We start from the raw sequence: 12794 nt of genomic DNA, 5'->3' as shown, positions 1-12794 counted from the left end.
ATTTACAGAGTATTACAACAAGATGCCTTGGGCCTGGGCACGCTCATGACAGCGCTGTAGCACCTGGCGGCGCTCGGTGTTGTCCATCAGACCCCAGCGGGTGATCTCAGCGACCGAGCGCTGACAGCCAATGCAAAGATCTTGATCATCCAGCGCGCAGACATGCACGCAGGGTGAGGCGACTGGGTGTTCATGGGCTTGCATCAGGCGTCTTGCTCAAGCAGGTCGCGGGCATAACGCTGAGCGTTGTGCACGTAATGAGCCGCGCTGGCTTCGAGCATCTTCTTCTGCGCTTCGGTCAACTCCCGCACGACTTTACCGGGCGAGCCCATGACCAATGAGCCGTCAGGGATTTCCTTGCCTTCGCCGATCAAGCTGTTGGCGCCGATGATGCAGTACTTGCCAATTTTCGCGCCGTTAAGGATCACGGCATTAATGCCGATCAGGCTGTAATCGCCCACCGAGCAGCCGTGCAGCATGGCATTGTGGCCGATGGTCACGCCCGTGCCGATATTCAGTGGAAAGCCCATGTCGGTGTGCATCACCGTGCCGTCCTGCACGTTGCTGTTCTCGCCGATGTGAATCAGCTCGTTATCACCGCGCAGCACGGCGTTGAACCACACGCTCGCCCCCGCCTCTAGCTTGACCTTGCCGACCAGCGTGGCATTCGGTGCGACCCAACTGTCGGCATGAGCCTCGACGTGGGACGAACCCAGGCGATATTTCATGGATGCTTCCTCTAGGCTCAAGTGAGCTTGATAAAGTGCTCAGGCGGCTGCTGCATATCGATATGCACATCGTCGAACACCAGGTTGACCAACTCGACCAGCATGATCGCCGTCAGGCCCCAGATTTTATATTCGCCGTAGCGATAGCTCGGCACGTACCAGCTGCGGCCAAGATAATCGATACGGTGGGTGGTTTCCCGCGGGTCGTCGCGGAAGAACGCCAGCGGCACGGCAAACACGGCGGCAATTTCAGCGTCATTCGGCTTGTATTCGACAAAGTCCGGCACCAGGCCGACATAGGGCGTGACTTGAATGCCGTGACGCGACACCAGCGTACTGAGCGGCCCGACAATCTCAACCAAGCCAGGCGGCAAACCGATCTCCTCCTCGGCCTCGCGCAGGGCGGTCCGCACCAGGTCAGGATCCTCCGGATCACGCCGCCCTCCCGGAAAGGCTACTTCGCCGCCATGCGTAGACAGCCCACTGGCGCGCAGGGTGAGCACCACTTCCGGCTCGTCGCTGCGGGTGATGGGCACCAACACGGCAGCCTCAGGGTAGCGTGTGTCGGTCTGCATACTCTGCGGGCTATAGCCACGCATGCGATGGAGCAGCTGATCCAGCATGAGGATTCTCGGTCTTTTGTTCTGCGCGCGATGATGGCACGAAAGCAGCTTACGGCCCAAGCCCCGCACTGCTGGCCATCGGCATTCAGCGTGTGGCGCTCCGTGCCTAAGCCGCTTGCCGAGCGCCCACTCGGCACGCCAAGATAGCCGCCACGCCGTGAGGTTTTACCATGAAGTTCTGTAGCAACTGTGGCGGTCCAGTCAGCCACGTCATCCCGTTAGGGGATAACCGTTTACGCCACGTCTGTGCGCAGTGCCAAATCGTGCACTACCAAAACCCACGGATCATCGCTGGCTGCTTGCCGGTATGGGGCGAACAGGTGCTGTTGTGCCGCCGCGCCATCGAACCGCGCCGCGGCTACTGGACCCTACCCGCGGGTTTTATGGAAAACGGCGAAACCCTAGAGCAAGCTGCCGCCCGTGAAACGCATGAAGAGGCCTGCGCACGCGTGCGTAGCCTCAACCTCTATACCCTGTTTGACCTGCCACACATCAATCAGGTGTATATGTTGTTTCGCGCCGAGTTGGTCGATCTGGACTTTGCCCCCGGCGAGGAAAGCCTTGAGGTTCAACTCTTTCATGAACACGACATTCCTTGGTCAGAGCTGGCTTTCCCGAGCATCGGGCGTACCTTAGAATGCTACTTCGAGGACCGTCGTAAGCAGCATTACCCGGTCCGCAACGAGCCGCTCGAAGCTTTGCGCGCGCATTACAAGAAAACCTTTTGATCCATGGGAATTACGATGCGCTGGTTGTTCACCCTGCTGCTCCTCACTATTGCTCTAACGAGCCACGCCAGCACCACGGCGTCACTTCATGGCAAAACTATCGATAAAGTGCTGGTGGTCAAGTCTGAACGCACACTGCACCTGATGAGCCGCGGCGACACACTCAAGTCCTACCGCATGTCGTTAGGTAAAAAGCCGGAAGGTGCCAAACAATACGAAGGCGACATGCGTACCCCTGAGGGTTTTTATTGGATCGACTGGCGCAAAACCAGTGACAAGTACAACCTGTCCATGCACATTTCCTACCCTAACGCCCGCGACCAAGCGCAGGCCCGCGCCAAAGGCTTATCGGCAGGGGGCATGATCATGATCCACGGCACGCCACTGGATGAGGAATACCCTGAGTGGTTCTTCCACTCGCTGGACTGGACAGAAGGCTGCATCGCCATGAAGAACACCGACATGCGCGAGATCTGGAGCCTGGTTAAAGACGGCACGCTAATCGAAATCAGACCCTGAGGCATGCCAAGCTAGGAATGCAGAAGGCTTTCACCGGCGTTAAATACAGGGCTGACCGGTACTGCCGCTGGGCATAACGCAAACAATGAGGGCCGCAATCGCGGCCCTTAGTGTTTCAGCGGTCAGTTACGGTTCAGCACAATCTTGGGCGCCCACCTTAACCACTCCTCGTTCACCTCATCAAACAAGGCAAAGGTCTGCCCCGGTTGTGCTGGACCACCCATCTGCGGGTTATCCGGTGAAGCGAAGGCAATCCCGCCCTCCAGCAACGCCTCAAGTGACTCTGCACGCACCTTCACGCCGCTGAAAAGCCCAGCGTCCACGCCAATGCCACTGGCGTTCCAAAAGCGGCTACCGCTGCGCACCAGCGGCGCATAACGCGGCTCAATCAGAATATGAATCAGCACCCGATCCGAGGTCGGTCCCAATTCAAAGTGAGTCACCTTCCCTACCGGTACTTCACGGTAGCTGACCACCACACCTGGCTTAATCGAACCGCGCCGCGCCGTACTCAACACCAGGCGCAAGCCCTGCTCGCGGGCGTTCTGCGTCGGGGCAGATTCGGCTGCAACAAAGCTGGTTTTGATTGCACCGGGCTTGTTTGCAGGCCGCACCTCAAGGTACTGGCCACTGACTAAGGTTTCCAAGTTAGCCGCACGGGTCAGGCTGACCTCGGGCTTGACGACCCAGAACTGCGTGCCCACACGTGCAATCTGCTGTGTTGCCTGAGTTACGCGGGCGTGCAAAATCACCGCCTGCAAATCGTCCGTCAGCTCAATGCGCTCGACCTTACCCACCTCTAAGCCTTTATAACGAATAGCCGTCCCTGGGCTCAGGCCATCACCACGAGGGAGGCGTATTGTCAGTGCCAAGCCTTTTTCAAGCGCGCTGTCCTGACTGCTGTAAAGGCTGAAGCGCTGTACCCGCTTGGCGCTTTTTGCTGCCTGCGGGTCGGGCGTTTCAAAGGCAATCCCCCCCGCCAACAAGGTTTGTAGCGACTCGCTCTTAACTTCAACACCCGACAGGCCGCCCTTGAGGGTGATTCCACTGGCATTCCAAAAACGCGTACTGGTGTTAATCAGGTGCACGAACTCAGGCTCGATGTGCACGCCAAACGCCACTTTTTTATTATCCCGCGACAATTGGTAGCTCTGCACCGAGCCTACCTTGAGCTGCTTGAACAGGACCGGGCTGCCAACCTCCAACGAGCCACGTACATCGCTAAACAACACTAAGTGCAGGCCAGGCGAGGACAGATCAAGGGGCGGCGCTTTGGCTCTGGCAATAAATTCACGTTGCGCTGGTTTGCCCTGCTCACCGGGGCGAATCGCGATGTAATTACCTTTAACCAACGCCTCCAGTCCGGTAATACCGGCCAAGGAAATAGAAGGTTTGACCATCCAAAAATCCGTACCTTCCACCAGATAATCTTCGGTGCGTGGGTCGAGCATTAATTCAACGCTGGCACTACTCAGGTCTTCATCAATTTTGAAGGTTTTTAGGTGCCCCACCTGAATGCCCTTGTACATAACCGGCGTGCGGCCCGCCTCTAGCCCATCAAAATCCTGCAGTTTGAGCGACACACGAATGCCGGCCTGCGCGCTGTCAAAGTCTTCATAAAGGCGAAATGGCAAGCTCGGATCAGTCGCAGGACTGTCCTTACGATGTTCGGGGGTAGCAAAAGCAATCCCGCCGGCAACAATGCTCGCCAGCGATTCAGTTCGCACCTTTACACCCGAAAGCCCAGCATCGATGGAGACGCCACTAGCGTTCCAAAACCGCGTGTGTTTACGCACCAAAGAGGCAAACTCTGGCTGAATAAAGACCTTAACCTCGATCAGATTCTGATCTTCAACCAAGGCATAGCTTTTTACTCGCCCGACCTGAATCTGCTTGTAGAACACCGGGCTGTCGCGGTTTAGCGAACCCAGCCGGTCAGCCCTAAGGGTTAGGTGCAAACCAGGGGCGCTATCAGCCAATGGCGGCGGCTCACTGAGCGCGGTGAAATCTCGTGCTGGCTCGCCCTCACCTGGGCTCACGCTAATGTAGTTACCTGACACCAAGGTTTCCAACCCCGTGATGCCCGCCAACGATACACTCGGCTTGACCAACCAGAAGCGTGTGTTAGTGCGCAGCTGATTCTCAACCCGCTTGTCCATTTCGACAGTAGCGCGCACACCGCGCCGCTCACCGCTGTCATCGAGCTGTAAAGCCTTGACCTTGCCGATTGGCATACCTTTATAGATAACTTCAGTCTTACCGGGCTGAATGCCATCACCACTGTCGAACATCACCTGAATCTCGATGCCCGCCTCGTTATAAGCGCGCCACCCCAACCAGCCACCGATCAGCAGCGCAATCAGCGGCAGAACCCAGATCGCCGACCAGTTTGAAGCAGGGCGCGCCTTGGCCAACGGCAAATCATTCATGATCGTCATCCGATTCCGTGTTGTCCCATATCAAACGGGGGTCAAAAGTTAAAGCAGCCAACATCGTCAGCACCACCACACTGGCAAAAGCCATAGCACCATAACCGGGCACAATACTGGCCAAACTGCCGAAGTTGACCACCGCCACCAGAATGGCGATGACAAAGATATCCAGCATTGACCAGCGTCCTATCCACTCGATAAACCGGTACATCAGCACCCGCTGACGCGGCGACATAGGCTGATGCCGTTGCACTGAATACAACAACAAGGCGATGCCGACCAACTTAAACGTCGGCACCAGAATACTCGCGATAAAAACGACTGCCGCTATCGGCAGCATGCCGTAGTTAACCAACTCGATAACGCCCGACATGATGGTGTCGGACTGCCCCTTGCCAAGCGAATTGACGGTCATAATCGGAAGCAGGTTAGCGGGGACATAGAGTACCGCTGCCGTCAGCAATAACGCCCAGGTTCGCGCCAGGCTATTCGGCTGACGTGCATGGACGATACCGCCACATCGCGAGCAAAACTGCTTGCCCTGCTCATCCTCAATGGCATTGAGTTGATGGCACTCGTGGCAAATCAGCAGCCCTGCATCAATCGCGCGCATGTTCATCCTCTCCCGACAGGGCTTTCCAAATTTGGTGCGGCGACATTGTCACCTCAAGCCAGACCTGAACCAGTAACAACGCGATAAAGCACAACAGCCCGATACCAATGCTCAGCTCGGCCAGATCAACCAGCTTTACGATAGATACCAAGATGCCCATAAAGTAGACCTCTAGCATGCCCCACTCGCGCATATGATGATAAATGCGATAGAGCAGTAGGCCATATCGGCGCCCTACATCCAGACGAATGCTCAGCAATACAGCGAACTGACACAGTAGCTTCAGAAGCGGCACCGCCATGCTGCAGAGGAAGACCACCACCGCCACACTCTGCATACCGTTGTTATAAAGCCCGACAACACCCGTCCAAACCGTATCGTTTGAGGTTTGCCCCAACAGATTGAGCTGCATGATCGGTAGAAAATTGGCCGGCACATACAACAACAACGCAGCAATCACTAACGCCAAGCTGCGACGTATAACCTGAGTACGGTGGGTGTATAGCTCACAACCACAGCGGGGACATTCAACCCGCTCACCTGCCGAAGGTTCAGGCTGACGCAGCAAAAGATCGCACTCATGACAGCCAACTAGCTGGTTCAGCCTAAGCCCTGCGAGCTTTTCAGAGGATGCAGAATCAGCCATGAGAAAAACTCTGATAAAGGTGTAATAAAGAACTCAAGCTACGCACTGTTTAGTTGCCCATCAAGTGTTGGTGGTGCGCGTGGATATTTTCGATGTGCAAAGTAAAACCCCCGACCAGTTTCCTGATCGGGGGTTTTGGTGTAGGTGCTTGACGATGACCTACTCTCACATGGGGAAACCCCACACTACCATCGGCGATGCATCGTTTCACTACTGAGTTCGGGATGGGATCAGGTGGTTCCAATGCTCTATGGTCGTCAAGCGATTCAGCTGGAGCCTCGTCGTTAGACGCTGCTCCGAATTGGGTATGTGATAAATGGTTTTGCAGTGCTTACAAATTTTCGGCTGTTGCGGTCTTCTGTATTAGACACACAAACATCAAATTGTTTGGGTGTTATATGGTCAAGCCTCACGGGCAATTAGTATTGGTTAGCTCAACGCCTCACAGCGCTTACACACCCAACCTATCAACGTCGTAGTCTTCGACGGCCCTTTAGGGAACTCAAGGTTCCAGTGAGATCTCATCTCGAGGCAAGTTTCCCGCTTAGATGCTTTCAGCGGTTATCTTTTCCGAACATAGCTACCCGGCAATGCCACTGGCGTGACAACCGGAACACCAGAGGTTCGTCCACTCCGGTCCTCTCGTACTAGGAGCAGCCCCTCTCAAATCTCAAACGTCCACGGCAGATAGGGACCGAACTGTCTCACGACGTTCTAAACCCAGCTCGCGTACCACTTTAAATGGCGAACAGCCATACCCTTGGGACCGGCTTCAGCCCCAGGATGTGATGAGCCGACATCGAGGTGCCAAACACCGCCGTCGATATGAACTCTTGGGCGGTATCAGCCTGTTATCCCCGGAGTACCTTTTATCCGTTGAGCGATGGCCCTTCCATACAGAACCACCGGATCACTAAGACCTACTTTCGTACCTGCTCGACGTGTCTGTCTCGCAGTCAAGCGCGCTTTTGCCTTTATACTCTACGACCGATTTCCGACCGGTCTGAGCGCACCTTCGTACTCCTCCGTTACTCTTTAGGAGGAGACCGCCCCAGTCAAACTACCCACCATACACTGTCCTCGATCCGGATAACGGACCAGAGTTAGAACCTCAAGGTTGCCAGGGTGGTATTTCAAGGTTGGCTCCACGCGAACTGGCGTCCACGCTTCAAAGCCTCCCACCTATCCTACACAAGCAAACTCAAAGTCCAGTGCAAAGCTATAGTAAAGGTTCACGGGGTCTTTCCGTCTAGCCGCGGATACACTGCATCTTCACAGCGATTTCAATTTCACTGAGTCTCGGGTGGAGACAGCGCCGCCATCGTTACGCCATTCGTGCAGGTCGGAACTTACCCGACAAGGAATTTCGCTACCTTAGGACCGTTATAGTTACGGCCGCCGTTTACCGGGGCTTCGATCAAGAGCTTCGCGTTAGCTAACCCCATCAATTAACCTTCCGGCACCGGGCAGGCGTCACACCCTATACGTCCACTTTCGTGTTTGCAGAGTGCTGTGTTTTTAATAAACAGTCGCAGCGGCCTGGTATCTTCGACCGGCATGGGCTTACGCAGTAAATGCTTCACCCTCACCGGCGCACCTTCTCCCGAAGTTACGGTGCCATTTTGCCTAGTTCCTTCACCCGAGTTCTCTCAAGCGCCTTGGTATTCTCTACCTAACCACCTGTGTCGGTTTGGGGTACGGTTCCTAATTACCTGAAGCTTAGAAGCTTTTCCTGGAAGCATGGCATCAACCACTTCGTCATCTAAAAGATAACTCGTCATCAGTTCTCGGCCTTGAACGCCCGGATTTACCTAAGCATTCAGCCTACCACCTTAAACACGGACAACCAACGCCGTGCTGGCCTAGCCTTCTCCGTCCCTCCATCGCAGTAATTAGAAGTACGGGAATATTAACCCGTTTCCCATCGACTACGCATTTCTGCCTCGCCTTAGGGGCCGACTCACCCTGCGTCGATTAACGTTGCGCAGGAAACCTTGGTCTTTCGGCGTGGGAGTTTTTCACTCCCATTGTCGTTACTCATGTCAGCATTCGCACTTCTGATACCTCCAGCAAGCTTCTCAACTCACCTTCACAGGCTTACAGAACGCTCCTCTACCGCTCATCCTAAGATGAACCCGTAGCTTCGGTGTATGGTTTGAGCCCCGTTACATCTTCCGCGCAGGCCGACTCGACTAGTGAGCTATTACGCTTTCTTTAAAGGGTGGCTGCTTCTAAGCCAACCTCCTAGCTGTCTAAGCCTTCCCACATCGTTTCCCACTTAACCATAACTTTGGGACCTTAGCTGACGGTCTGGGTTGTTTCCCTTTTCACGACGGACGTTAGCACCCGCCGTGTGTCTCCCGTGCTGACACTTGTTGGTATTCGGAGTTTGCATCGGTTTGGTAAGTCGGGATGACCCCCTAGCCGAAACAGTGCTCTACCCCCAACAGTGATACACGAGGCGCTACCTAAATAGCTTTCGAGGAGAACCAGCTATCTCCGAGCTTGATTAGCCTTTCACTCCGATCCACAGGTCATCCGCTAACTTTTCAACGGTAGTCGGTTCGGTCCTCCAGTTAGTGTTACCCAACCTTCAACCTGCCCATGGATAGATCGCCCGGTTTCGGGTCTATACCCAGCGACTGTCGCCCTATTAAGACTCGCTTTCGCTACGCCTCCCCTATTCGGTTAAGCTCGCCACTGAATATAAGTCGCTGACCCATTATACAAAAGGTACGCAGTCACCCAACAAAGTGGGCTCCCACTGCTTGTACGCATACGGTTTCAGGATCTATTTCACTCCCCTCTCCGGGGTTCTTTTCGCCTTTCCCTCACGGTACTAGTTCACTATCGGTCAGTCAGTAGTATTTAGCCTTGGAGGATGGTCCCCCCATATTCAGACAAAGTTTCTCGTGCTCCGTCCTACTCGATTTCATTGATAAGAGAATTTCGTGTACGGGGCTATCACCCACTACGGCGGCACTTTCCAGAGCCTTCCACTATTCTCAAATCAACTTAAGGGCTAGTCCCCGTTCGCTCGCCACTACTAAGGGAATCTCGGTTGATTTCTATTCCTCAGGGTACTTAGATGTTTCAGTTCCCCTGGTTCGCCTTACACACCTATGTATTCAGTGTGTAATAACCAGCTTATGCTGGCTGGGTTCCCCCATTCAGAGATCTCCGGATCAAAGTCTGTTTGCCGACTCCCCGGAGCTTATCGCAGGCTACAACGTCTTTCATCGCCTCTGACTGCCAAGGCATCCACCGTATGCGCTTCTTCACTTGACCATATAACCCCAAGCAATCTGGTTATTGTCTAATAACGTGAAGACGACATTCGCCGAAAATTTGCAATTGAGAACTACAAATTTTACCTTGACCAAATTAATTACCAGTGAAAGTAATCAATCAGTCACTTCTATCACATACCCAAATTTTTAAAGAACGATTTTCTTACTGGTCAAAGACCAGAAATCAACATTCATCTGCTTTTTGCAGGAACGTTCATTTCTGAACTCTAAAACGAGGCTGTATATGGTGGAGCCAAGCGGGATCGAACCGCTGACCTCCTGCGTGCAAGGCAGGCGCTCTCCCAGCTGAGCTATGGCCCCATATTCTTACAAGGCCAAACCCCACAACAATTGGTGGGTCTGGGCAGATTCGAACTGCCGACCTCACCCTTATCAGGGGTGCGCTCTAACCAACTGAGCTACAGACCCAATCGTCTTTTTCAATGAATCAAGCAATTCGTGTGGGAACTTATGAAGAAGCTGAAGTCTTCGATTAAGGAGGTGATCCAGCCGCAGGTTCCCCTACGGCTACCTTGTTACGACTTCACCCCAGTCATGAATCACACCGTGGTAACCGTCCCCCTTGCGGTTAGACTAGCTACTTCTGGTGCAACCCACTCCCATGGTGTGACGGGCGGTGTGTACAAGGCCCGGGAACGTATTCACCGTGACATTCTGATTCACGATTACTAGCGATTCCGACTTCACGCAGTCGAGTTGCAGACTGCGATCCGGACTACGATCGGTTTTATGGGATTAGCTCCACCTCGCGGCTTGGCAACCCTTTGTACCGACCATTGTAGCACGTGTGTAGCCCTGGCCGTAAGGGCCATGATGACTTGACGTCATCCCCACCTTCCTCCGGTTTGTCACCGGCAGTCTCCTTAGAGTTCCCACCATTACGTGCTGGTAACTAAGGACAAGGGTTGCGCTCGTTACGGGACTTAACCCAACATCTCACGACACGAGCTGACGACAGCCATGCAGCACCTGTGTCTGAGTTCCCGAAGGCACCAATCTATCTCTAGAAAGTTCTCAGCATGTCAAGGCCAGGTAAGGTTCTTCGCGTTGCTTCGAATTAAACCACATGCTCCACCGCTTGTGCGGGCCCCCGTCAATTCATTTGAGTTTTAACCTTGCGGCCGTACTCCCCAGGCGGTCAACTTAATGCGTTAGCTGCGCCACTAAGAGTTCAAGACTCCCAACGGCTAGTTGACATCGTTTACGGCGTGGACTACCAGGGTATCTAATCCTGTTTGCTCCCCACGCTTTCGCACCTCAGTGTCAGTACCAGTCCAGGTAGTCGCCTTCGCCACTGGTGTTCCTTCCTATATCTACGCATTTCACCGCTACACAGGAAATTCCACTACCCTCTACCGTACTCTAGCTCAGCAGTTTTGGATGCAGTTCCCAGGTTGAGCCCGGGGATTTCACATCCAACTTACTGAACCACCTACGCGCGCTTTACGCCCAGTAATTCCGATTAACGCTTGCACCCTTCGTATTACCGCGGCTGCTGGCACGAAGTTAGCCGGTGCTTATTCTGTCGGTAACGTCAAAGTAGCAACGTATTAAGTTACTACCCTTCCTCCCAACTTAAAGTGCTTTACAATCCGAAGACCTTCTTCACACACGCGGCATGGCTGGATCAGGCTTTCGCCCATTGTCCAATATTCCCCACTGCTGCCTCCCGTAGGAGTCTGGACCGTGTCTCAGTTCCAGTGTGACTGATCATCCTCTCAGACCAGTTACGGATCGTCGCCTTGGTGAGCCATTACCTCACCAACTAGCTAATCCGACCTAGGCTCATCTAATGGCGCGAGGCCCGAAGGTCCCCCGCTTTCTCCCGTAGGACGTATGCGGTATTAGCGTCCGTTTCCGAACGTTATCCCCCACCACTAGGCAGATTCCTAGGCATTACTCACCCGTCCGCCGCTCTCAAGAGAAGCAAGCTTCTCTCTACCGCTCGACTTGCATGTGTTAGGCCTGCCGCCAGCGTTCAATCTGAGCCATGATCAAACTCTTCAGTTCAATACTGCTTGGGTTTTGAGAAAACCCTAAACTTAGCTCAGCAATCGTTGGTTACATCTTTGATTTCTCGCGGAGTAACTTGTGATGCTGATAATCTTGCGACTAGCAGTCTTACCTCACAAGCACCCACACGAATTGCTTGATTCAGTTGTTAAAGAGCAGTTGGTTAAGTCTTTCGTCTCAACCGAGGCGCGAATTCTACAGCAGCCTCATCTTTCGTCAAGCTGTTTTTCGAAGTTCTTTTCTAAAAGCGCTTTCTACTCAACAACTTGCGTTACATCTCACTGGCTGTGATTTTGATCGCTCAAAACTTCATGCCTGTACTAATAGTAAAACCCCCGACCAGTTTCCTGATCGGGGGTTTTGGTGTAGGTGCTTGACGATGACCTACTCTCACATGGGGAAACCCCACACTACCATCGGCGATGCATCGTTTCACTACTGAGTTCGGGATGGGATCAGGTGGTTCCAATGCTCTATGGTCGTCAAGCGATTCAGCTGGAGCCTCGTCGTTAGACGCTGCTCCGAATTGGGTATGTGATAAATGGTTTTGCAGTGCTTACAAATTTTCGGCTGTTGCGGTCTTCTGTATTAGACACACAAACATCAAATTGTTTGGGTGTTATATGGTCAAGCCTCACGGGCAATTAGTATTGGTTAGCTCAACGCCTCACAGCGCTTACACACCCAACCTATCAACGTCGTAGTCTTCGACGGCCCTTTAGGGAACTCAAGGTTCCAGTGAGATCTCATCTCGAGGCAAGTTTCCCGCTTAGATGCTTTCAGCGGTTATCTTTTCCGAACATAGCTACCCGGCAATGCCACTGGCGTGACAACCGGAACACCAGAGGTTCGTCCACTCCGGTCCTCTCGTACTAGGAGCAGCCCCTCTCAAATCTCAAACGTCCACGGCAGATAGGGACCGAACTGTCTCACGACGTTCTAAACCCAGCTCGCGTACCACTTTAAATGGCGAACAGCCATACCCTTGGGACCGGCTTCAGCCCCAGGATGTGATGAGCCGACATCGAGGTGCCAAACACCGCCGTCGATATGAACTCTTGGGCGGTATCAGCCTGTTATCCCCGGAGTACCTTTTATCCGTTGAGCGATGGCCCTTCCATACAGAACCACCGGATCACTAAGACCTACTTTCGTACCTGCTCGACGTGTCTGTCTCGCAG

The 12794-nt window shown here is 53.7% G+C and carries 8 protein-coding genes, 2 tRNA genes and 5 rRNA genes (1 of these 15 running past the window's edge); 2 read left to right on the top strand and 13 right to left on the bottom strand.

Annotated features, from left to right (window positions below; genetic code table 11):
* Positions 1-12: 12 nt before the first annotated feature.
* The 3 genes from AC0J6G_RS02385 to AC0J6G_RS02375 are packed head-to-tail and all read right to left on the bottom strand — an operon-like array spanning position 13 to position 1351.
* A complete protein-coding gene (locus AC0J6G_RS02385) occupies positions 13-204 on the bottom strand; it encodes a DUF1289 domain-containing protein (RefSeq protein WP_475250910.1) in 192 nt (63 codons plus the stop codon).
* A complete protein-coding gene (locus tag AC0J6G_RS02380) occupies positions 204-728 on the bottom strand; it encodes a gamma carbonic anhydrase family protein (RefSeq protein ID WP_475250908.1) in 525 nt (174 codons plus the stop codon). The genes AC0J6G_RS02385 and AC0J6G_RS02380 overlap by 1 nt, the downstream gene beginning before the upstream one ends.
* Positions 729-745: 17 nt before the next feature.
* Positions 746-1351, bottom strand: a complete 606-nt coding sequence (locus tag AC0J6G_RS02375; protein WP_475250906.1) for a CoA pyrophosphatase — start codon at positions 1349-1351, stop codon at positions 746-748.
* A gap of 170 nt (positions 1352-1521) precedes the next feature.
* On the opposite strand from AC0J6G_RS02375, the gene AC0J6G_RS02370 reads away from it, so the two are divergent.
* Both AC0J6G_RS02370 and AC0J6G_RS02365 read left to right on the top strand, forming a co-directional pair.
* Positions 1522-2079: an NUDIX hydrolase gene (locus AC0J6G_RS02370; protein WP_475250904.1), complete on the top strand. Its 558-nt coding sequence runs from the start codon at positions 1522-1524 to the stop codon at positions 2077-2079.
* Positions 2080-2094: 15 nt separating this feature from the next.
* Positions 2095-2598, top strand: coding sequence for a L,D-transpeptidase family protein (locus AC0J6G_RS02365; RefSeq protein ID WP_475250902.1), 504 nt, complete (start codon positions 2095-2097; stop codon positions 2596-2598).
* A 122-nt stretch (positions 2599-2720) separates the two neighbouring features.
* Here AC0J6G_RS02365 and AC0J6G_RS02360 read toward each other — a convergent pair whose 3' ends face one another.
* The 10 genes from AC0J6G_RS02360 to AC0J6G_RS02315 all read right to left on the bottom strand — a co-directional run.
* A complete protein-coding gene (locus AC0J6G_RS02360) occupies positions 2721-5027 on the bottom strand; it encodes a PqiB family protein (RefSeq protein WP_475250900.1) in 2307 nt (768 codons plus the stop codon).
* Positions 5020-5643, bottom strand: coding sequence for a paraquat-inducible protein A (locus AC0J6G_RS02355; protein ID WP_475250898.1), 624 nt, complete (start codon positions 5641-5643; stop codon positions 5020-5022). Before AC0J6G_RS02355 ends, AC0J6G_RS02360 begins: the two co-directional genes overlap by 8 nt.
* Positions 5630-6289 carry a paraquat-inducible protein A gene (locus AC0J6G_RS02350; RefSeq protein WP_475250896.1) on the bottom strand — a complete coding sequence of 220 codons (660 nt, stop codon included), beginning with the start codon at positions 6287-6289 and terminating at the stop codon, positions 5630-5632. The genes AC0J6G_RS02355 and AC0J6G_RS02350 overlap by 14 nt, the downstream gene beginning before the upstream one ends.
* 146 nt (positions 6290-6435) lie before the next feature.
* Positions 6436-6551: ribosomal RNA gene (rrf, locus tag AC0J6G_RS02345) — 5S ribosomal RNA — on the bottom strand.
* 136 nt (positions 6552-6687) lie between these two features.
* Positions 6688-9577, bottom strand: a 23S ribosomal RNA gene (locus AC0J6G_RS02340).
* Between the two features lie 247 nt (positions 9578-9824).
* Positions 9825-9900 (bottom strand) — tRNA-Ala (locus AC0J6G_RS02335).
* Between the two features lie 31 nt (positions 9901-9931).
* A tRNA-Ile gene (locus AC0J6G_RS02330) sits at positions 9932-10008 on the bottom strand.
* A 65-nt stretch (positions 10009-10073) separates the two neighbouring features.
* Positions 10074-11610 (bottom strand): 16S ribosomal RNA (locus tag AC0J6G_RS02325).
* Positions 11611-11984: 374 nt separating this feature from the next.
* A 5S ribosomal RNA gene (gene rrf / locus AC0J6G_RS02320) occupies positions 11985-12100 on the bottom strand.
* A 136-nt stretch (positions 12101-12236) separates the two neighbouring features.
* Positions 12237-12794: ribosomal RNA gene (locus tag AC0J6G_RS02315) — 23S ribosomal RNA — on the bottom strand; it runs 2332 nt beyond the window's last position.
* The 16S, 23S and 5S rRNA genes sit together here with 2 tRNA genes alongside, the layout of an rRNA operon.

The organism is Pseudomonas sp. TS_SC_3 (genome assembly GCF_056156225.1).
Note: the sequence above shows the minus strand (reverse complement) of the source record. Positions and strands in the feature narration are given on the sequence as shown.

What these genes read in the sequence shown, in the direction of transcription:
- AC0J6G_RS02355 (WP_475250898.1), bottom strand. Translation starts at nt 5,643, where the DNA reads ATGCGCGCGATTGATGCAGGGCTGCTGATTTGCCACGAGTGCCATCAA.
- AC0J6G_RS02365 (WP_475250902.1), top strand. Translation starts at nt 2,095, where the DNA reads ATGCGCTGGTTGTTCACCCTGCTGCTCCTCACTATTGCTCTAACGAGC.
- AC0J6G_RS02370 (WP_475250904.1), top strand. Translation starts at nt 1,522, where the DNA reads ATGAAGTTCTGTAGCAACTGTGGCGGTCCAGTCAGCCACGTCATCCCG.
- AC0J6G_RS02375 (WP_475250906.1), bottom strand. Translation starts at nt 1,351, where the DNA reads ATGCTGGATCAGCTGCTCCATCGCATGCGTGGCTATAGCCCGCAGAGT.
- AC0J6G_RS02385 (WP_475250910.1), bottom strand. Translation starts at nt 204, where the DNA reads ATGCAAGCCCATGAACACCCAGTCGCCTCACCCTGCGTGCATGTCTGC.
- AC0J6G_RS02350 (WP_475250896.1), bottom strand. Translation starts at nt 6,289, where the DNA reads ATGGCTGATTCTGCATCCTCTGAAAAGCTCGCAGGGCTTAGGCTGAAC.
- AC0J6G_RS02360 (WP_475250900.1), bottom strand. Translation starts at nt 5,027, where the DNA reads ATGAATGATTTGCCGTTGGCCAAGGCGCGCCCTGCTTCAAACTGGTCG.
- AC0J6G_RS02380 (WP_475250908.1), bottom strand. Translation starts at nt 728, where the DNA reads ATGAAATATCGCCTGGGTTCGTCCCACGTCGAGGCTCATGCCGACAGT.